Origin of the sequence: Methyloceanibacter stevinii, from assembly GCF_001723355.1 — a bacterium.
Lineage (GTDB): Bacteria > Pseudomonadota > Alphaproteobacteria > Rhizobiales > Methyloligellaceae > Methyloceanibacter > Methyloceanibacter stevinii.
Window position 1 is genome coordinate 257,281 of the sequence record NZ_LPWE01000012.1, and the last position, 19,191, is coordinate 276,471.

The following is a 19,191-nucleotide window of genomic DNA, read 5'->3' on the forward strand; positions in this document are numbered from 1 at the left end:
TACTAGGACGTGCCGGACACGACCACGACGGCACGGCACGGCTGTTTGCCCTTTTGGCTGTAGCTGTGCGGGAAACCAGGATTGAAATAGGTCGAGTCGCCCTCATGAAGATCGACCGTCTCATTCTCGAATGACAGCTGAAGCGTGCCCCGAACCACATAGATGAACTCGCTGCCGGTGTGCCGGTGCAGCGAGGTGGGCTCAGCCCCCGGCTCGAACGTGGCGAGATAGGCATCCATTCGCCGGTCGGTCACGGAGAAGTCGAGCGATTCGAACCAATAGGTCGGAGCCGCCCCGTCCGTTCGGTTCGGAAGCCGCAGCCGGTCGGCGCGCCGGACCACGGTGGCCTTGGGGCGCTTTGCCTCGTCTTCGAAGAAATGGTCCAGCCCCACCCCGAAAACGGTAGCGATCCGCATGAGCGTCGGCAGCGTCGGAACCAATTGGCCGGTCTCGATCTTCGACAACAGCCCTGCCGACATGCCCGTGTGATCGCCAAGGCGAACCAGGCTCAGTTCCTTCGACTTGCGCAGCCGTCGGATCTTCGGACCGATCTCGTATCTCTCGAGACCGATCGTTTCAGCGGCCGTTTCCATCGCCTCGTCTCCATTTTCACCAGCGATCAAATCTCAGTTCCACGTTTTTATCCTGATGCAAAATATTTTGCACATCACGAAATATTGTGTGGCGTGGAGGCGGCCTCTGGCTTTCAATCGGTGCAGTGAAATGATGCAAGGATTTGTGGAAGCACAATGAACGAGTGGATCCCGAAAAGATCGATCGGCGCGATCCCGCTAAACGGCCTGCGGACCTTCGACGTCGTGGTGCGGCACATGTCGCTGAAGAAGGCCGCCGGGGAACTGAACGTCACGCCCTCGGCCGTCAGTCATCGTCTACGCGTGCTTGAACGCGTTCTGGGCTGCAGGCTGATTCACCGCCAGGGAGCGGAACTGCGGCTCACAGAGAACGGCCGCAGGCTCGCACCGGCGCTTGCGCATGGATTTGAGATCATCGTCGAGGCGGTCGGCAATCTGCAGCCGGAGTAACCAGCCCCGCGGTGGAGGCGGAAGGAAGGACTGGCCATGTACGGATCACTGATGGGCAACATCGTCCGGGCTCTGATCGCCGCGACCCTCACCGCCGCCGCCGTTGGCTGCGGCACGCTGGCGGCCGCAGCCGAAATCGAGGCCGTGCTGTCCATGGGACCAATCGAAACGGCGCCCTCGGAGCGCGCCAACTGGTTCCGCGAGACGGCAGCAAGCGAACGCCGCGAACCCGAACCGCCCTCGAAGCTCGCGATTATCGCGTGCCGCGTGGAGGCGCAGTCTCGGAAGGCCGGCGCCTCCGCACCGCAGAGCAAGCCACATGTCACCGAGCCTGACTGGCTCCTGCCCATGGAATGCATGCGGACCGTGGAAACCGTGGCCGACGCGGCGGCCATGACGAAGCTCTGGCTGCGGCCGATACAGCCGAACCTCGCCGAACATGGCACGTGTGCGGAAGTCGCCATGAACTATGCGCCGGAATGGGAGGCCTCGCACCGGAACTGGCTGATCGTCAAGATCGGCTGCCCAACCGCGATCGTCGATGCGGACGGACGCACCATCGGCTGGCACATGCCCGAATGCCAAGCACCCTGCCCGGCACCACCTATCCATTACGCTGCCGCTTCGACCCGAGCGAGATTTAGGGAGCGCGACGCTCCCCTACAGCGGGATGTTGTCGTGCTTCTTCCAGGGTTTTCGATGTGCTTGTTGCGCAGCATCTGCAGGCCTCGGCAGATACGCATGCGCGTACCCTGGGGCATGATCACCTCGTCGATATAGCCCCGCTCGGCGGCGACGAACGGATTGGCGAAGCGCGCCTGATACTGGTCGATGCGCTTCTGGATCTTCTCCGGATCGCCGAGCTCTGAGCGGTAGAGGATCTCCGCCGCGCCCTTGGCGCCCATCACCGCGATCTCGGCCGACGGCCAAGCATAGTTCAGATCGCCCCGGATGTGCTTGGAGCTCATCACGTCGTAGGCGCCGCCATAGGCCTTGCGCGTGATGACGGTGATCTTCGGCACGGTGGCCTCGGTGAAGGCGAAGAGCAGCTTCGCGCCGTGCTTGATGAGGCCGCCATATTCCTGGTCCGTGCCCGGCAGGAAGCCCGGCACGTCGACGAACGTGATGATCGGGATCGAGAAGCAATCACAAAACCGGACAAAGCGCGCCGCCTTGCGCGAGGCGTCGCTATCGAGCACGCCAGCCAGCACCATGGGCTGGTTGGCGACGATGCCCACCGTGCGCCCTTCCATGCGGGCGAAGCCGATGACGATGTTCCGGGCGAAGGTCTCCTGGACCTCGAAGAAATCGCCCTCGTCCACGACTTTGTGGATCAGCTCCTTGATGTCATAGGGCTTGTTCGGATTGTCCGGGATGAGCGTGTTGAGCGAGGTATCCTCGCGGTCCCACGGATCGCGGGTCGGCAGTTCCGGCACGCCGGACAGGTTCGACGTGGGCAGGAAGTCCATCAGGCGGCGCATCTGCAGCAGCGCTTCGATGTCGTTGTCATAGGCGCCGTCGGCGATCGAGGACTTGGTGGTGTGGACGGACGCGCCGCCCAGCTGCTCGGCGGTGACCTCTTCCTTGGTCACGGTCTTCACCACGTCGGGGCCCGTGACGAACATGTAGGACGTGTCGCGCACCATGAAGATGAAGTCGGTCATGGCCGGCGAATAGACATCGCCGCCCGCGCACGGCCCCATGATGACGCTGATCTGCGGGATGACGCCGGAGGCGCACGTTGCGCAGGAACACCTCGCCGTAGCCGCCGAGTGCCGCCACGCCTTCCTGAATGCGCGCGCCGCCCGCGCGAACAGGCCGATGACCGGCGCACGGTTGCGCAGGGCCATGTCCTGAACCTTGATCATCTTGTTGGCGTGGGCTTCGGACAGCGAGCCGCCGAACACGGTGAAGTCCTTGGCGATCACGTAGACCACGCGGCCGTTGATCGTGCCCCACCCGGTCACCACGCCGTCGCCCGGCACCTTCGTATCCGCCATGCCGAAATCGGCGCAACGGTGCTCCACATACATGTCGAACTCTTCGAAGGAGTTGTCGTCGAGAAGGAGCTGAAGCCGCTCCCGCGCGGTCAGCTTGCCGCGCTTGTGCTGGGCGTCGATGCGCTTCTCGCCGCCGCCCATACGGGCCTTGGCACGGCGGATTTCCAGCTCTTCGATGACTTCTTTCATTGCGAAAACTCCCCCAGCGGCGGCTCCGGAACACAGCCGCAAGTCAGCATGACACTTTTGCCAAGGTCCATAGCATGGCGGGAAAGCCAGGCAAATGGGGAAGGCTTGGCCTGCTTATCGAAAGTTCAACCGATCGGGGAAGGCCCTGACTCTCTTTCGAAAGACCGGCCTCCAACCGATTCAAAGGAATCAGGAAAGTGCCAGCAGGTTGGCGGCCGCCTCGAAGTCGGCTTTGTGGTTCTTGCGGCGCTGTCTGGCCTCCGCATCCTCGCCCCACTGGCTGATCTGCCAGTCCTCATCCACGTGCGCGGCGTCCCAGGCGGCCTCCGGCGAGAGCTCTCCCCGGGCCACCGCAAGCGGCAGAAGCGCGGAGCCCGTCAGCGTGGTCATCACATGCAGCGCGGCAAGTTTGAGGGCGTCCAGCGGCTCGATCTCGGCGCGTAGCGCCGCGAGCGAGGCCTCCGGCTGGGGCACGTGCATGACACCCTCCGCGAGGCTCAAGGGCGCCCCCCAAGCTCCGGCCGCCCAAGAGAGCACCGGGTCCCATGCCTCCGCCTGAAGGGCGAGAAGCCCCTCGGGCCCGCTCGCCCGATAGCACAGGAGGTCCGAGCCGGCGTGAGCCACAATATCGTCGACCACCGCCGCCTCCTGCCCGACCACGCCGTCGATGGCCGAGTTGACGAGCTTGGTCAGCGGCATCGTATGCGGATCGATCCGCTCCCCTTGCGCGCGCCATTCGTCCGCAACGGCCTCGGCCAAGGCGGCATTGGGCACGGCGAGCGGGGCCTTGCCCGGCGTGCGCACGGGGCGCCCGTCAAGGAGGATGGCGGGCTGCCCGTCCTCGTCCGCAACCGTCACGTCCTTGTAGAAGCGCTTCGGAAGACTCGGCTTTTCGAAACCGGCGGCAACGGTCTTGCCCTTGTTGTCTTGCTGATCGCTCACGGTCTCATCCAATCGTTCGACTACGCGCCGCGCCTAGCCGCACGAGACGCCACAAACATCGTCATCCTCGTCCATGTCGCCTCCCTTGGGCGAGAACCCGAAGGCAGCAAACGCCGCCTCCATATGGGGCGAGAGCGGCGCCGTGACATCAACGACGCCCTCGCCGCTCGGATGCGGGAAGCTGATCCGCCGCGCATGCAGATGCAAGCGCCGCTCGATGCTTCGGGGAGTTCGATCTCGCTCGGATATTTTGTATCGCCCAGAATAGGGTGGCCGAGGATCGCCATATGGGCACGCAGCTGGTGCTGACGCCCCGTAACCGGTTTCAGCGACATGAGCGCCACCTGCCGCGCGGCACGGTCGATCACCGAATAGTGCGTCACGGCGGACTGAGCCTTGTCCTGCTCGCCGGGACGGGCTTTCCGCACCCGCTCGCCGTCCGGTGTCGTGGCCTTCACAAGCGCCGCGTCGATCTTCCCTTGGGGCGGCTTCGGCACGCCATGCACCAGCGCCCAATAGATCTTCCGCACCGAGCGCGTCTGAAAGGCCTTGCCGAGCTTGGCGGCGACGGACCGCTTCTTGGCGATCACCAAAACCCCGGACGTATCGCGATCGAGCCGGTGCACCAGGCGCGGCCGGGTCTGCGGACTGTCGCCCATCCCTTCCAGCAGCCGGTCGATGTGCTGGGCAGTCTTCGTGCCGCCCTGGACCGCCAGACCCGACGGCTTGTTCAGGATCAGGAGGTCGTCGTCCTCGTAGAGCGTGATGGACTTGAGGAAAGCCCGGTCCGCCTTGGAAAGCGGCTTGGCAGCTCCCGGAGGCGGCGGGGCATCCGGCAGCGGCGGCACGCGGACGCTCTGGCCCGCCTCGAGGCGCGTGTTCGCCTTGACCCGGCCGCCGTCGACCCGCACCTGCCCGGTGCGCAACAGCTTCTCCAGCGCCCGTGGGGCACTTGCGCGTAGTGGGCCTTGAACCAGCGGTCCAGGCGCATCCCGTCTTCCTCATCCGTGACGCTGCGTGTCTCGACAGGAGCCATGGTCAAAGCGCACGCACAAGCGCCAGCCCGGCGAAGAGCGCGGCGACGGAAATGAAAACGGAAGCAGCGAAGTAGAGCCCTGCGTTCAGATAGTCGTGACGGACGACCAAATTGGCAAAATCCGCCGAGAAGGACGAGAAGGTCGTGAAGCCGCCCAGCACACCCAGCGCGAGAAACGCGCGGAGATCCTGATGCACCGTCCAGCGGAGAGCCATGAGTTCGATCAGGACACCCATAAAGAAGCACCCGAGCACGTTGGCCATGAGCGTGCCCCAGGGAAAACTGAAGCCCACCAGCCGCACCATGCCGAGGCCGAGTAGATAGCGTGCTGAAGCCCCGATAGCGCCGCCCGCGGCCACGCTCAAGAGTGTGCTCACCTAAGCCTCCCCGGCCCGCTTCGCGCGGATCTGCGCCCAACGCTCCAGCCGCGCCCTGACCTCGGCCTCGAAGCCCCGGTCTGTCGGCGCGTAGAAGTGCTGACGCTCCATCTGCTCCGGAAAATAGTCCTGCCCGGAAAAGCCTTCCGCCTCGTTATGGTCGTAAGCATAGTCCCGGCCATAGCCCTCCTGCTCCATGAGCTTGGTCGGGGCGTTGAGAATGTGCTTGGGCGGCAACAGCGACCCGCTCTCCTGGGCCACACGCGCCGAGGCCTTGAAGGCCATGTAGGCGGCGTTCGATTTCGGCGCCGTGGCGAGATAGACGGTCGCCTGAGCCAGTGCGAGTTCCCCCTCGGGCGACCCCAGAAAATCGTATGCGTCCTTGGCCGCGTTCGCCTGCAGCAGCGCCGCGGGGTCCGCCATGCCGATATCCTCCACCGCCATGCGCACCAGACGCCGTGCGATATAGAGCGGGTCCTCCCCGCCGGCGAACATGCGCGCGAGCCAATAGAGAGCTGCATCGGGGTCGGAGCCCCGCACCGATTTATGCAGCGCGCTGATGAGGTTGTAGTGGCCGTCTTGACCTTTGTCGTAGATGCGCGCGCCGCTGAACCAGCCGGCCGAGCCCCTGCCGGTACAACCGTCTTGACCCCGGCGGAACCGCCAGGAACACATCCTCGACCAGGTTGATCAGCCCGCGCCCGTCGCCATCGGCCATGGAGATCAAGGTCGCCCTGGCGTCGTCGTCGAGCGGCAGCTCCCGCCCCTCATGGGCCTCGGCCCGCTCGATCAAGGACTCGAGTGCCTCATCGTCGAGCCGCTTGAAGGTCAGCACGCTGGCCCGGGACAGAAGCGCCGAATTCAACTCGAAGGACGGGTTCTCCGTGGTCGCCCCGACCAGCACGATCGTCCCGTCTTCCATGTGGGGCAGGAACGCATCCTGCTGCGATCGGTTGAAGCGATGGATCTCGTCGATGAACAGCAGTGTGCCCCGCCCTGCCTCGCGCTTGGCCTTGGCCGCGTCGAAGACTTTGCGCAAATCCGCGACGCCCGATTGGATCGCCGAAAGCTGCTCGAAATGAAGGTCGGTCACCTCGGCCAGAAGGCGTGCGACGGTGGTCTTGCCGGTGCCGGGCGGGCCCCAGAAGATCACCGAGGTCAGACGGCCTGCCCCCACCATGCGGCCGAGAAGCCCCTCGCCCAGGAGATGATCCTGACCGATGACCTCGTCCAGGGTCTGTGGGCGTAAGCGATCGGCAAGCGGGCGCGGCGCGGTGTCGGCCAGGCCCGCCGCCTCGAACAGGTTTGCCGCCCCCTTTGCCGTGCCCCTGGCCATGCTTCAGCCTCTCACCGTGAGGTCGAACACTTTACCACCACGCTCGATGGCGAGCCGCCAGCGGTCCGTCCGGATCTGCAGGAGCACGCTCAACTGCTTCACGGACTCGATTTCCTGCTGGTTCACGCCGACGATCATATCGCCGGGCCGCAAGCCAAGCGCCCGGCATTGGACCGGCTCTCGACTTTCGTCACGACGACGCCTTTGTCGCCCACATCGTCGAGCCCCAGCTCGGAACTCACCGCCGGCGACAGATTTGCCACGCTGCTGCCCGCAAACGGGTTCGCGCCTGTCACCTCGCGTTCGTCACGCGGCGGGTCCTCGATGGGCGCCACGGTCGCGATGGTCGTGCGGAACCGCTTGCCCTCACGATACAGACCGAGCTCGACGGTGTTGCCGACGCCCTTGGTGACGAAGCGGTATTGGAGTGCTTCCGGATCCTGAATGTCCCGCCCGTCAAAGCTCACGATCACGTCGCCGACCTGCAGCCCGGCGGTCTTGGCGGGCCCCTTCTCGTGCACGCGCGTGACCATGGCGCCGGCCGGGCGATCCAGCCCGAGCGATTCCGCAAGGTCCGAGGTAAGCGCCTGCAACGACGCGCCGAGCCAGGGCCGTTGCACTTTGCCGCCTTTGAGCGCGGATTGAACGACCACCTGCACCATGTTGGAAGGAATCGCGAATCCGATCCCGTGCGAGCCGCCGCTCTTCGAGAAGATGGCCGTATTGATGCCGACCAGCCGCCCGTCCATGTCGACCAGCGCGCCGCCCGAATTGCCCGGGTTGATGGCGGCATCCGTCTGGATGAAGAACTGGTAGTCGGAAATACCTACCTTGGTGCGCGCCAGCGCCGACACGATGCCGCTCGTCACCGTCTGGCCCACGCCAAAGGGATCGCCGATGGCGAGCACAAGATCGCCCACCTCGAGACCGTCGGAATTAGCGAACTCGACCGCCGGGAACGTAGCCCCGTCGCCGTCCAAGCGCAGCACGGCCAAATCCGTCTGGTCGTCCTTGAGCAGGATCTTCGCCGGGAACTCACGGCCATCGTTCAGAGCCACGGTAATCTCGGACTCCTCTCCGCCGCGGATGACGTGATAATTCGTCACCACGACCCCGTCTTTGCCGACAAGAACGCCGGACCCCAGCGAATTCTGGATGCGCTCCCGCGGAGCGCCGAACTGCTGGCCGAAGAAGCGACGGAAGAACGGGTCGTTGAAAAGCGGCGAAACCGATTGCTTGACCCTGTGGCGGACATAGACGTTCACGACCGCGGGCGCCGCCCGCTTCACCACGGGCGCAAAGGACTGCTGGACCGCAGCCGCGCTCTTGGGAACGACCTTGGTCACCACCTCGTCCTGCGCGGATGCCGTGCCAAGCGGCACCAAGCAAAGCATCACCGTGACAAGGGCAATATTGCCAATTCTTCGCAGCAAAAAGTCCAAACCTGTCATCTTTCGCTCTGATAATGAATCTGGAGAAGATGGAACGCGCACCTTGGAGAGTGCAAGACAGATCAACCGTCTTCCAAACAAAACAGGCGTTCTTACGGCGATAGGGAGCTAAATTCTCCCCTCGAATGGGGCGAGATTAATGCCCCCGCCGCGCCTGTGCGGCTTAGTTACCGCCGCCCCTTTTTGAACTAAGATGCCGGACTGGTGAAGGCCTTCACCGGCATAAACAAACGATTGGAGAGAAACGCATGGGTATTGTCAGAACAGGTCTCGCCGCTCTGGCGGCCACGGTTGCCCTGAGCGCCGCAGCGCACGCCGCAGAGGTCCAGAAAAGCGGCCAAGCGTCGGGGACGCCAGAGGACGTTTGGGCCGTCGTGGGCGATTTTTGCGCCATCAAGGATTGGCACCCAGCCGTTGTGGAATGCGACGAGATGGAAGAAGGCGGCGATACTTATCGCATTTTGACTCTCGGCGATGGCGGCAAGATCAAGGAGAAGCTCACCGAGAAGGGCGACACGAGCTATAGCTACGAGATCATCGAAAGTCCCCTGCCCGTGCAGAATTACGCCGCTACGCTCTCGGTGACTGAGGACGATGGGGACGATATAGCCGAGGTCGAATGGACCGCCGAGTTCGATCCCGCGGACGGCGTCGAGGAAGCCAAGGCCGTCGAGGTCATCACCGGCATCTTCAACGACGGCGTGGCAGGCATCGGCAAGAAGGCCGAAGCTGCTGCCAAGCAGTAGCAGTCTCCGGGAGAGACATCTCGCGCCTGACGCAACGTGACAGGACAAACAGAAAAGGCGCATCGCCAAGCGGTGCGCCTTTCTCTTTTCCGGCTCAAGCCGAAGATCGTGTGCGTGAAGCCTCGATGGGCTCCTTAGGCGGCGACGGACTCGCCTTCTTCGTCCTGGTCCTGCGTGGGACCGGAGTCCTGGCCACGGGCATCCTCGTCGCGATCCACCAGCTCGATCACGGCCATCGGCGCGGAATCGCCGAACCGGAACCCGGCCTTGAGAACGCGGGTGTAACCGCCCGGACGCTCCGCATAGCGGGGCCCGAGCGTCTCGAACAGCTTCGCCACCATGTCCTCGTCGCGAATGCGCGCGAAGGCCTGACGGCGGGCGTGAAGATCGCCGCGCTTAGCAAGCGTGATGAGCTGGTCGGCCACGCGGCGCAACTCCTTGGCCTTGGGCAAGGTCGTCACGATCTGCTCATGCTTGATGAGCGCGGATGCCATGTTCGCAAACAACGCACTGCGATGCGTCGATGTCCGGTTCAGCTTCCGGCCTGCCTTGCGGTGTCGCATTGACTTATCCTCTCTCGAAGCACGTCTGGCCGCCCACGCGAGCGGCCCGCCGGCTAGTAATGATCCTCGAAGCGCTTCGCTAGCTCTTCGATATTCTCAGGCGGCCAGTCCGGCACGTCCATGCCGAGATGCAGGCCCATGGAGGCCAGGACCTCCTTGATCTCGTTCAGCGACTTGCGGCCGAAATTCGGGGTCCGCAGCATCTCTGCTTCCGTCTTCTGGATGAGGTCGCCGATGTAAACGATGTTGTCGTTCTTCAGGCAGTTGGCCGAACGCACCGACAGTTCCAGCTCGTCGACCTTCTTGAGAAGCGCGGCGTTGAAGACCAGTTCCGGCTGCTGCTGGAAGGTCTGCTCCTTCTTCGGCTCCTCGAAGTTCACAAAGACCGATAGCTGATCCTGAATGATGCGGGCGGCGAGAGCGACCGTATCCTCGGGGCGGACCGAACCGTCCGTCTCGATGTTCATGGTGAGCTTGTCGTAGTCGAGGATCTGGCCCTCGCGGGTGTTCTCGACGCGGTAGGAGACCTTGCGCACCGGGCTGAACAGCGAATCCACCGGAATGAAGCCGATCGGCGCATCGTCCGGACGGTTCCGCTCGGCCGGCACGTAGCCCTTGCCGGACGCGGAGGTGAACTCCATGTGGATGGCGGCGCCTTCGTCGAGCGTGCAGATGACGTGATCCGGATTGAGGATCTCGACATCGGACCCACCCTGAATGTCGCCAGCCGTCGCAATGCCCGGGCCTTCCTTCTGAAGCACCATGCGCTTCACGCCTTCGGAATGCTGGTTGACGGCGATTTCCTTGATGTTGAGGACGATGTTGGTCACGTCCTCACGCACGCCCGGAATGGACGAGAACTCGTGCAGCACGCCGTCGATATGGACGGACGTGATGGCCGCACCCTGAAGCGAAGACAGGAGCACGCGACGCAGCGCGTTGCCGAGCGTCAGGCCGAAACCGCGCTCGAGCGGCTCTGCGACAACAGTCGCGTACCGGGCCGGATCGCGGCCGGGGGTGACGTTGAGCTTGGTGGGCTTGATGAGATCTTGCCAGTTCTTTTGCAGCACCGGTGTCGCCCTTTCTTGATCGTTGATTGGAGCCTGGGGCTCCGGAATACGAATGTCTTCGTCCAGCATCGTGCGTACGTTTGCCTTTTCGTCTTAGACGCGGCGGCGCTTGCGCGGCCGGCAACCGTTGTGCGGAATCGGCGTCACATCGCGAATGGAGATGATGTTGAAGCCCGACGCCTGAAGAGCGCGCAGAGCGGACTCGCGGCCCGACCCCGGACCGCGAACCTCGATCTCGAGATTCTTCATGCCGTGCTCGGTTGCCTTCTTACCGGCGTCCTCCGCAGCGACCTGTGCCGCATAAGGGGTCGACTTGCGCGATCCCTTGAAGCCCATGGCGCCAGCCGAAGACCAGGAAATCGCGTTCCCTTGGGCGTCGGTGATGGTGATCATGGTATTATTAAAGCTTGCATGCACGTGAGCCACGCCGGACGTGATGTTCTTCCGTTCCCGGCGCCGTACTCGTGCTTTTTCCTTGGCCATGCTCTATTCCCGCGAATTCCACTGAGCCACGGCGAAAGCATCGCAAAGGAGCTTGGCCGCGCGTTCGTAACGTCTCTACTTCTTCTTACCTGCGATCGGCTTCGCCGGCCCTTTGCGCGTGCGCGCGTTGGTATGCGTACGCTGACCGCGAACCGGCAGACCGCGCCGATGCCGCAAGCCGCGGTAGCAGCCCAAGTCCATGAGGCGCTTGATATTCATCGACACTTCGCGCCGAAGATCGCCCTCGACCACGTAGTCGCGGTCGATGGTCTCACGAATCTGAATTACCTCGGATTCCGTGAGTTCGTTCACCCGCCGCTCGGACGGAATGGAAACCTTCTCACAGATCTGCTTGGCATAAGCATCGCCAATCCCATGGATATAGGTCAGCGCGATCTCGACCCGCTTGTTGGTCGGAATGTTCACGCCTGCAATTCGGGCCACGTCGTCGCCTCCTCACACAGCACGCGCTAACGTGCTGAAGTTAAACCAAATTAGCCTATTGAAACACAACAAGACCGACCGCGGACAGGCATCGCCCCCGGGTCCGGTCAGTCCATCAAGCCATGGAACGCGTCTATGTAGCGATTCCGCTTGACAAGGTCAACTGGCCGTAAGCCCGGAAAAACCTAGTTTTGAGCCTATTCTCCGTCCAGCGCCTGATCTATCTCCTTCTGAACCGCCGCAATATCGGCCATACCATCGACGGTTCTGACCTTACCTTGTGCCGTGTAATAGCCGACCAGCGGCTCTGTCTGGGCGTGATATGCCTTCAGCCGCTCCCGAACGACTTCTTCCGTATCGTCCTTGCGGCGCTTGAACTCCGTTCCGCCGCAGCGGTCGCAGACGCCCTCTTCCTTGGGCTTCTTGAAAAGCGTGTGGTACCCCTCGCCGCAGCTGGCGCAGGTGTACCGGCCCGTGATCCGGCCGACGAGCGCGTCGTCGTCCACGTCGATCACCACGACCCGGTCGACCTCGTCCCCGCGGGACTTTAGAAGCGCGTCCAGGGCCTCGGCCTGGCCGATGGTGCGCGGAAAGCCGTCGAGGATGAACCCGGTGCCGCCTTCCTCTTGATCCATCCGCTCGGAAATCAGACCGATGACGAGCTCGTCGGGCACCAATTCGCCCCGCTCCATGATGTCGCCGGCCTGCTGACCGAGTTTGGTCCCGGCCGCAACCGCGGCACGCAGCATGTCGCCCGTTGAAAGCTGTACCAGGCCGCGCATGTCCTCGAGCCGCTTCGCCTGCGTTCCCTTGCCTGCACCCGGCGCGCCCAGCATCACCAAGTTCATCGACGCCGTCCCCTCAGCTTGGCCTTCTTGATCAGCCCCTCATATTGGTGGGCCAGAAGGTGGCTCTGGATTTGAGCCACGGTATCCATCGTCACACTCACAACGATGAGAAGCGAGGTGCCGCCGAAGTAGAACGGGACGCCCCATTCGGCGATGAGAATTTCAGGAAGGACGCAGACGGCGGCCAGATAAATTGCACCGACGACCGTGATCCGGGTCAGCACGTAGTCGATATATTCGGCCGTGCGCTCGCCAGGCCGGATCCCCGGCAGGAAACCGCCGTACTTCTTCAGATTGTCCGCCGTCTCCTTGGGGTTGAACACAACCGCCGTGTAGAAGAAGGCGAAGAAGATGATCAGCGAGACGTAAATCAGGATGTAGAGCGGCTGCCCGCGGCCCAGCATGGCAGTCACCGAGGTCAACCACTCGGGGCCCTGCCCGGCCGAGAAATTCGCAACCGTGATCGGCAGCAGCAGCAGCGAGGAGGCAAAGATCGGCGGGATCACGCCGGCGGTGTTCAGCTTCAGGGGAAGATGCGAGGCATCGCCCTGAAACATCTTGTTGCCGACTTGCCGCTTTGGATACTGCACCAACAATCGCCGTTGGGCGCGCTCCATGAAGACGATGAAGGCGATGACTGCGGTCGCGACCACGAACAGAGCGAGGATCAGCCCCGTGGACAAGGCGCCTTGCTTCCCGAGTTCCAGCGTTCCGATCAGAGCTGCCGGCAGCCCCGCGACAATACCCGCATAGATAATCAGCGAGATACCGTTGCCGACACCGCGGGCGGTGATCTGCTCGCCGAGCCACATCAGGAAGACCGTACCGCCAACCAGGGTGATGACGGTCGTGATACGGAAGAACCAGCCCGGGTCGGTGACGATATTGCCGGCGCCTTCGAGGCCGACGGCAATGCCGTAACCCTGAAGAGCGGCCAGGAGCACCGTACCGTAGCGCGTGTACTGGTTGATCTGGCGGCGGCCCTGCTCGCCTTCTTTCTTGAGCTGCTCAAGAGTCGGCGAAACGGTCGTCAGAAGCTGAATGATAATCGATGCCGAAATGTACGGCATGATATTGAGCGCGAAGATCGCCATACGCCCGACAGCGCCGCCGGAGAACATGTTGAACATGCCCAAAATGCCGGACTGCTGCTGCTTGAAGACGTCTGCAAGCGCCTGAGGATTGATGCCGGGGATCGGAATGTAGGTTCCGAGCCGGTAGATCACGAGCGCGACCAGCGTGAACATGATGCGCTTCTTGAGTTCGTCGGCCTTCGCAAAGGCGGCGAAGTTCAAGTTCGACGCGAGCTGTTCTGCGGCAGATGCCATTAGCGCTCTTCCCTTCTCCGGGCCGGCTGGGCGGTCCTACGAACCGGCCGCCCTGCCTCGTCCCGGCCCGCCCTACTCGGACGTGTCGTTCTTCGCTGCGGATTTCTTGGCTGCCGCCTTCTTGGGAGCGGCTTTCTTCGTAGCCGCCTTCTTGGCGGTCTTCTTCGGCGCGTCCTGGCCTGCGGACTTGGCCTGACGCTGCGGCATCGCCGTGATCGTCACGGTTCCGCCGGCAGCCTCGACGGCCTTAACCGCGCCGCTCGATGCGCCGGTGATCTCAAAGGACACCTTCGACTTGAGCTCGCCGCGGCCGAGCAGACGCACACCATCGCGTGCGCGGCGGACGACACCGGCTTCGACCAGCGCCTGAACCGTGACCGGCTTGGAGGCATCGAGCTTCTTGTCGTCGATCGCCGTCTGGATACGGCCGACATTCACCTCGTTGAAGTCCTTGGCGAAGTTGTTGTTGAAGCCACGCTTCGGCAGGCGCATGTGGATCGGCATCTGGCCGCCCTCAAAGCCCTTGATGGCCACGCCCGAGCGCGATTTCTGGCCCTTCTGGCCATGACCGGAGGTCTTGCCCAGGCCGGAGCCGATACCGCGTCCTACACGCTTCTTCGACGTTGTCGCGCCGGGAAGGTCGCGAAGATCGTTCAGTCGCATCTTATCTACCCTTAAGCTCCGGCCTCGTCCTCGACGATACGCACCAGATGGCTCACCTTGGCCACCATGCCGCGCACTTCGGGGCTGTCGACCAGCGTCCGCCGCTTGTGCATCTTGTTCAGGCCGAGCCCGATAAGGGTCGCGCGCTGCACGCCGGGCCGCCGGATCGGGCTTCCGATCTGCTCCACGACGATTGTCTTCTTATTCTCGGCCATCTTCGTTCAACCTTGTCTGTGGGCCCTTAGGCTTGCGCCTCGGCAGCATCACCCGCCTGATCGCGGCGGCGCGATACGATTTCGCTCACCTTCTTCCCGCGCCGCGCGGCCACGCCACGGGGGCTGTCCTCATGGCGCAGCGCATCGAACGTGGCGCGCACCATGTTGTACGGGTTCGAACTTCCGAGCGACTTCGCAACCACATCCTGGATGCCAAGCGTCTCGAACACGGCACGCATCGGGCCACCGGCGATGATGCCGGTACCGGGAGGCGCCGCGCGCAGAATCACCTTGCCCGCGCCATGCTGGCCGCGCACGTCGTGGTGCAGCGTCCGGCCCTCGCGCAAGGGCACCTTGACCAGGTTGCGCTTCGCAGATTCCGTCGCCTTGCGGATTGCCTCCGGCACTTCGCGCGCCTTGCCGTGGCCGAAACCGACCCGGCCCTTCTGATCGCCGACAACGACCAGCGCGGCAAAACCGAAACGACGTCCGCCCTTCACCACCTTGGCGACGCGGTTGATGTGAACCAGCTTGTCGACGAATTCGCTGTCGCGATCGTCGCGATCGCGGTCTCTACCTTGCGGGCCTCGTGCCACGGTCGATCCTTTCCGAATACCCTAAAAGTTCAGACCCGCCTCGCGGGCCGCGTCTGCGAGCGCCTTGATACGCCCGTGATAGATGTAGGAGCCGCGGTCAAAGACCACGTCCTTGACACCGGCCTTCACTGCACGCTCGGCAACGAGTTTGCCGACAGCTTCCGCCGCCGCCGTATCGCTCCCCTTGGGCAGCGAGCCCTTGATGTCCTTATCGAGGCTCGACGCGAATGCGAGCGTCTTGCCCTCGCGATCGTCGATCACCTGCGCGTAGATATGCTTCGAGGAACGGAACACCGACAGACGCGCACGTCCATTGGCCGCCCGCTTCAGCGAATGCCGCACCCGGCGCGCACGCCGCACAGTGCTGTTGTTCAACGTACCCATCATCAATCCCGCTACTTCTTCTTGCCTTCTTTACGGAAAATGTACTCGCCGGCATACTTCACGCCCTTGCCCTTGTAGGGCTCCGGCGGACGGTAACGGCGGATCTCCGCTGCCACTTGGCCGACCAGCTGCTTGTCGATGCCGCTCACCACAATCTCGGTCGGCTTCGGACAACTGATTTCGATCCCCTTCGGGATCTCGAAATCAACGTCATGGCTGAAGCCGAGCTGCAGTTGAAGGGACTGCCCCTTCATCGCCGCGCGGTAGCCGACGCCGTTGATCTCGAGCGTCTTCGAGAAGCCTTCCGTCACACCCGTGACCAGGTTGGCCACAATCGTGCGCGACATGCCCCACATCGCACGCGAGTCCTTGTCGTCCTCGCGCATGCCGATCTCGATCCCGTCATCGCCCATCTTAGCGATGACATGGTCGACCAGCACGTGGCTGAGTTCGCCCTTGGGTCCTTTGACCTTGATTTCCTGACCGTCCACGGAGGCCGTGACGCCGCCGGGGATTGGGACTGGTCTTTTGCCGATGCGCGACATTGATCAAACCTTCGCTTCAAATGGGTCCGCTAAAATACGCTGCAGAGAATCTCGCCGCCGACATTCTCGTTCCGCGCCTGCGAATCCGACATGACGCCCTTCGGCGTCGAAAGAATTGACACACCCAGACCGTTTGCAACGGTCGGGAGATTCTTCACCGAGGAATACACACGCCGGCCTGGTGTCGACACCCGTTTGATGTCCTTGATCACCGGCTCGCCGTCGAAGTACTTGAGTTCGATCTCGAACTCAGACTTCCCGCCGTCGTAGTCGACGCGCGCGTAGCCACGGATATAGCCCTCGTCAGCCAGCACCTCGAGCACGCGCTCGCGCAGCTTGGAGGTTGGCGTTGAGACCTTCGTCTTGCGCCGCATCTGCGCATTGCGGATGCGGGTCAGCATATCGCCAAGAGGATCGTTGATGCTCATCGAAGTCCTTACCAGCTCGACTTAACCATGCCGGGGATCAGCCCGTTGCTTGCAAGATCGCGCAATGCAATGCGCGACATGCGAAGCTTGCGGTAGTACCGCGCGGCCGCCGTGAGATCGCAACGGTTGTGAATACGTGTCGGCGAGGCATTGCGCGGAATCTCCGCCAGCTTCAGCCGCGCCGCGAAGCGCTCCTCAGCCGGGAAAGACTCGTCCTTGGCGATAGCCTTCAGCCGCGCCCGACGCGCCTCGTATTTCTTAGCAAGGCGGCGGCGCTTCTTGTCCCGCTCGATCATGCTCGTCTTAGCCATTCAGCCTCCTGTCGCAGCCAGCCCGTGCTTAGCTACGGAACGGAAAGTTCAAACCCTTCAAAAGCGCGCGTGCCTCGTCGTCGTTGTCCGCCGTCGTGCACACGATGATGTCCATGCCAAGCACGTCTTCCACCTTGTCGTAGTCGATCTCGGGGAAAACGATGTGCTCTTTCAGGCCCATCGAATAGTTGCCGCGCCCATCGAAACTCTTCGGATTGAGTCCACGGAAATCGCGAACGCGCGGCAGCGCGACATTCACGAGCCGGTCGAGGAACTCGAACATCCGGTTCTTACGCAGTGTCACTTTCACGCCGACGGGCATGCCCTCACGCAGCTTGAAGCCGGCGATAGACTTGCGCGCCTTCGTGATCACAGGCCGCTGGCCCGCGATTAGCCCGAGGTCGTTGGCCGCGGACTTGACCTTCTTCGAGTCGTTCACGGCCTCGCCAACGCCGATGTTCAACACCACCTTCTCGAGGCGGGGAATCTGCATGACGTTCTTGTAAGCGAACTCTTTCCCGAGCTCGGCCTTGATAACGTCGTGGTACTGCTGCTTAAGCCGCGGTGTATATGCCTGCTCAGCCATCGATGACCTCGCCCGAACGCTTTGCGAAACGCACCTTGCGTCCGTCCTTCAAGAATTTGTAGCCGACGCGCGTGGGTTGCCCATCCTTGGGATCCTCAAGCGCGAGATTCGAAATATGGATCGGGGCTTCCTTGGTGATGATGCCCCCCTCCTGGGATGCGCTCTGACGCTGGTGCTTGCGCATTTGCGCCACGCCCTGCACCACGGCCCGGTTCTCGGACGGCAGAACTTTCAGGACTTCGCCCTTCTTGCCCTTGTCCTTGCCCGTGAGCACCACAACGTGGTCGCCCTTTTTGATCTTCAAGCCTGCCATGATCACAGAACCTCCGGCGCGAGCGACACGATCTTCATGTGCTTCTTAGCCCGCAACTCGCGCGTGACGGGGCCGAAGATACGCGTACCCACCGGCTCACCTTGCGCATTGACCAAAACCGCCGCATTGCGGTCGAACCGGATCAGCGAACCGTCCTGACGGCGCACGCCCGTGGCGGTACGCACGATCACGGCCTTCATGACCTGGCCCTTCTTCACACGGCCGCGCGGAATCGCTTCCTTGACGCTGACCACGATGGTGTCTCCGATCGACGCGTATTTCCGCTTCGAACCGCCGAGCACCTTGATGCATTGCACGCGCTTTGCACCAGAATTGTCGGCGACATCGAGATTGGTCTGCATCTGAATCATGGCATTCGCCTTATTCAGGCCCTCATCGAGGCCCTTCGTTATTCGCCTTAGCTGGCTGCCTGCTCACGCGGCAAAACCACCCAACATTTCTGCTTCGATAGCGGCGCGCATTCCTCGATCCACACCTTCTCGCCGACCTTGAACTCATTGTTCTCGTCGTGCGCGTGGTAGTTCTTGGAGCGGCGAACCACTTTGTGGAACAGGGGATGCGTGAAGCGGCGCTCGACCTTGACCACAACGGTCTTGTCGTTCTTGTCGCTCACCACGGTCCCAATCAAAACGCGTTTCGGCATCGTATCTACCTTTAAGCCTTCGCAGCGGCGCTCTTCTGGCGCGCGATCGTCTGTACGCGCGCGATATCGCGCCGCACCTGCCGAACCCGCGCCGTATTCTCAAGCTGCCCGGAAGCCGCCTGGAAGCGCAGGTTGAACTGCTCTTTCTTCAACTTGACCAACTCGTCATTGAGCTGATCCACCGTCATATCGTTCACTTGGCTCGCCTTCATCGCTTAGCCCTCGATACGTGCCACGACACGCGTCTTGATCGGCAGCTTCGCCGCCGCCAGCCGCAGCGCCTCGCGTGCCACAGGCTCACCGACGCCGTCGATCTCGAACATGATGCGACCCGGCTTGACCTTGGCCGCCCAGAACTCCGGCGTACCCTTACCCTTACCCATGCGGACTTCGGTCGGCTTCTTCGAAACCGGGACGTCCGGAAAGATGCGGATCCAAACACGGCCAGCACGCTTCATCTGACGCGTCATGGCACGGCGGGCAGCTTCGATCTGCCGCGCGGTGACCCGCGCCGGCTCTTGCGCCTTCAACCCGAAGGTCCCGAAGGTCAACGCAGATCCGCCCTTCGCCGCACCTTTGATGCGACCCTTGTGCATCTTGCGGAACTTTGTGCGTTTCGGTTGCAGCATA

At 62.8% G+C, this 19,191-nt stretch carries 27 protein-coding genes and 2 pseudogenes; 2 read left to right on the forward strand and 27 right to left on the reverse strand.

Translation table 11 applies throughout. The features are described from left to right. Positions 1 to 2: 2 nt before the first annotated feature. Entirely contained in the window at positions 3 to 593 is a 591-nt protein-coding gene (locus AUC70_RS10720) for a helix-turn-helix domain-containing protein (protein ID WP_069444850.1), read from the reverse strand. A gap of 156 nt (positions 594 to 749) precedes the next feature. Between AUC70_RS10720 and AUC70_RS10725 the strand changes: the two genes are divergently transcribed. Next, positions 750 to 1,043: a LysR family transcriptional regulator gene (locus AUC70_RS10725; protein ID WP_069444851.1), complete on the forward strand. Its 294-nt coding sequence runs from the start codon at positions 750 to 752 to the stop codon at positions 1,041 to 1,043. A 611-nt stretch (positions 1,044 to 1,654) separates the two neighbouring features. Here AUC70_RS10725 and AUC70_RS10730 read toward each other — a convergent pair. The 7 genes and pseudogenes from AUC70_RS10730 to AUC70_RS10755 form a co-directional block, all read right to left on the reverse strand. After that, the gene (locus tag AUC70_RS10730; RefSeq protein ID WP_083241479.1) at positions 1,655 to 3,232 is read right to left on the reverse strand and encodes an acyl-CoA carboxylase subunit beta; all 1,578 of its coding nucleotides are present in this window, start codon (positions 3,230 to 3,232) and stop codon (positions 1,655 to 1,657) included. 189 nt (positions 3,233 to 3,421) lie between these two features. Next, positions 3,422 to 4,174 carry an ATP12 family chaperone protein gene (locus tag AUC70_RS10735; RefSeq protein WP_244505588.1) on the reverse strand — a complete coding sequence of 251 codons (753 nt, stop codon included), beginning with the start codon at positions 4,172 to 4,174 and terminating at the stop codon, positions 3,422 to 3,424. A 33-nt stretch (positions 4,175 to 4,207) separates the two neighbouring features. Further along, positions 4,208 to 5,210, reverse strand: a pseudogene (locus tag AUC70_RS10740) (RluA family pseudouridine synthase). 2 nt (positions 5,211 to 5,212) lie between these two features. Further along, the gene (gene crcB / locus AUC70_RS10745) at positions 5,213 to 5,587 is read right to left on the reverse strand and encodes a fluoride efflux transporter CrcB (protein WP_069444853.1); all 375 of its coding nucleotides are present in this window, start codon (positions 5,585 to 5,587) and stop codon (positions 5,213 to 5,215) included. Next, positions 5,588 to 6,923 (reverse strand): annotated as a pseudogene (locus AUC70_RS10750) (replication-associated recombination protein A). A gap of 3 nt (positions 6,924 to 6,926) precedes the next feature. Then, entirely contained in the window at positions 6,927 to 7,076 is a 150-nt protein-coding gene (locus tag AUC70_RS18065; protein ID WP_244505589.1) for a hypothetical protein, read from the reverse strand. Beyond that, positions 7,058 to 8,374: a Do family serine endopeptidase gene (locus AUC70_RS10755; RefSeq protein ID WP_244505590.1), complete on the reverse strand. Its 1,317-nt coding sequence runs from the start codon at positions 8,372 to 8,374 to the stop codon at positions 7,058 to 7,060. The genes AUC70_RS18065 and AUC70_RS10755 overlap by 19 nt, the downstream gene beginning before the upstream one ends. A 248-nt stretch (positions 8,375 to 8,622) precedes the next feature. Between AUC70_RS10755 and AUC70_RS10760 the strand changes: the two genes are divergently transcribed. After that, on the forward strand, positions 8,623 to 9,120 hold the full coding sequence (locus tag AUC70_RS10760) for an SRPBCC family protein (protein ID WP_069444854.1): 498 nt from the start codon (positions 8,623 to 8,625) through the stop codon (positions 9,118 to 9,120). 134 nt (positions 9,121 to 9,254) lie between these two features. Here the strand turns inward: AUC70_RS10760 and rplQ are convergent, their stop codons facing one another. From rplQ to rplP, 19 genes are all read right to left on the reverse strand, one after another. Further along, on the reverse strand, positions 9,255 to 9,683 hold the full coding sequence (gene rplQ / locus AUC70_RS10765) for a 50S ribosomal protein L17 (RefSeq protein ID WP_069444855.1): 429 nt from the start codon (positions 9,681 to 9,683) through the stop codon (positions 9,255 to 9,257). Between the two features lie 53 nt (positions 9,684 to 9,736). Next, positions 9,737 to 10,753, reverse strand: coding sequence for a DNA-directed RNA polymerase subunit alpha (locus AUC70_RS10770; RefSeq protein ID WP_069444856.1), 1,017 nt, complete (start codon positions 10,751 to 10,753; stop codon positions 9,737 to 9,739). A 93-nt stretch (positions 10,754 to 10,846) separates the two neighbouring features. Continuing rightward, entirely contained in the window at positions 10,847 to 11,236 is a 390-nt protein-coding gene (gene rpsK, locus AUC70_RS10775; protein WP_069438091.1) for a 30S ribosomal protein S11, read from the reverse strand. A 75-nt stretch (positions 11,237 to 11,311) separates the two neighbouring features. Beyond that, positions 11,312 to 11,680, reverse strand: coding sequence for a 30S ribosomal protein S13 (gene rpsM / locus AUC70_RS10780; protein WP_069444857.1), 369 nt, complete (start codon positions 11,678 to 11,680; stop codon positions 11,312 to 11,314). Between the two features lie 197 nt (positions 11,681 to 11,877). Then, a complete protein-coding gene (locus tag AUC70_RS10785; protein ID WP_069444858.1) occupies positions 11,878 to 12,528 on the reverse strand; it encodes an adenylate kinase in 651 nt (216 codons plus the stop codon). Beyond that, positions 12,525 to 13,856: a preprotein translocase subunit SecY gene (gene secY, locus AUC70_RS10790; RefSeq protein ID WP_069444859.1), complete on the reverse strand. Its 1,332-nt coding sequence runs from the start codon at positions 13,854 to 13,856 to the stop codon at positions 12,525 to 12,527. Before secY ends, AUC70_RS10785 begins: the two co-directional genes overlap by 4 nt. A 72-nt stretch (positions 13,857 to 13,928) precedes the next feature. Further along, a complete protein-coding gene (gene rplO / locus AUC70_RS10795; RefSeq protein ID WP_069444860.1) occupies positions 13,929 to 14,519 on the reverse strand; it encodes a 50S ribosomal protein L15 in 591 nt (196 codons plus the stop codon). Positions 14,520 to 14,530: 11 nt separating this feature from the next. Then, on the reverse strand, positions 14,531 to 14,734 hold the full coding sequence (gene rpmD, locus AUC70_RS10800) for a 50S ribosomal protein L30 (RefSeq protein WP_045367527.1): 204 nt from the start codon (positions 14,732 to 14,734) through the stop codon (positions 14,531 to 14,533). A gap of 26 nt (positions 14,735 to 14,760) precedes the next feature. Then, positions 14,761 to 15,330 (reverse strand): 30S ribosomal protein S5, encoded by a 570-nt coding sequence (gene rpsE / locus AUC70_RS10805; protein ID WP_069444861.1) that lies wholly within the window; start codon positions 15,328 to 15,330, stop codon positions 14,761 to 14,763. A gap of 21 nt (positions 15,331 to 15,351) precedes the next feature. Beyond that, positions 15,352 to 15,714 (reverse strand): 50S ribosomal protein L18, encoded by a 363-nt coding sequence (gene rplR / locus AUC70_RS10810; protein ID WP_083241524.1) that lies wholly within the window; start codon positions 15,712 to 15,714, stop codon positions 15,352 to 15,354. 11 nt (positions 15,715 to 15,725) lie between these two features. Beyond that, positions 15,726 to 16,259 carry a 50S ribosomal protein L6 gene (rplF, locus tag AUC70_RS10815; RefSeq protein WP_069444863.1) on the reverse strand — a complete coding sequence of 178 codons (534 nt, stop codon included), beginning with the start codon at positions 16,257 to 16,259 and terminating at the stop codon, positions 15,726 to 15,728. Positions 16,260 to 16,288: 29 nt separating this feature from the next. Next, on the reverse strand, positions 16,289 to 16,687 hold the full coding sequence (rpsH, locus tag AUC70_RS10820; RefSeq protein WP_045367535.1) for a 30S ribosomal protein S8: 399 nt from the start codon (positions 16,685 to 16,687) through the stop codon (positions 16,289 to 16,291). Between the two features lie 8 nt (positions 16,688 to 16,695). Further along, entirely contained in the window at positions 16,696 to 16,998 is a 303-nt protein-coding gene (gene rpsN, locus AUC70_RS10825; protein WP_069444864.1) for a 30S ribosomal protein S14, read from the reverse strand. A 28-nt stretch (positions 16,999 to 17,026) separates the two neighbouring features. After that, positions 17,027 to 17,584: a 50S ribosomal protein L5 gene (rplE, locus tag AUC70_RS10830; RefSeq protein WP_069444865.1), complete on the reverse strand. Its 558-nt coding sequence runs from the start codon at positions 17,582 to 17,584 to the stop codon at positions 17,027 to 17,029. Next, entirely contained in the window at positions 17,577 to 17,897 is a 321-nt protein-coding gene (gene rplX, locus AUC70_RS10835; RefSeq protein WP_069444866.1) for a 50S ribosomal protein L24, read from the reverse strand. The genes rplE and rplX overlap by 8 nt, the downstream gene beginning before the upstream one ends. Positions 17,898 to 17,899: 2 nt before the next feature. After that, positions 17,900 to 18,268 (reverse strand): 50S ribosomal protein L14, encoded by a 369-nt coding sequence (rplN, locus tag AUC70_RS10840; protein WP_045367542.1) that lies wholly within the window; start codon positions 18,266 to 18,268, stop codon positions 17,900 to 17,902. 47 nt (positions 18,269 to 18,315) lie between these two features. Next, positions 18,316 to 18,561, reverse strand: coding sequence for a 30S ribosomal protein S17 (gene rpsQ / locus AUC70_RS10845; protein WP_069444867.1), 246 nt, complete (start codon positions 18,559 to 18,561; stop codon positions 18,316 to 18,318). 11 nt (positions 18,562 to 18,572) lie between these two features. Continuing rightward, complete coding sequence (rpmC, locus tag AUC70_RS10850) at positions 18,573 to 18,773, reverse strand: 50S ribosomal protein L29 (protein WP_069444868.1); 201 nt, start codon at positions 18,771 to 18,773, stop codon at positions 18,573 to 18,575. Between the two features lie 3 nt (positions 18,774 to 18,776). Further along, the gene (gene rplP, locus AUC70_RS10855) at positions 18,777 to 19,190 is read right to left on the reverse strand and encodes a 50S ribosomal protein L16 (protein ID WP_069444869.1); all 414 of its coding nucleotides are present in this window, start codon (positions 19,188 to 19,190) and stop codon (positions 18,777 to 18,779) included. Position 19,191: the final 1 nt, after the last annotated feature.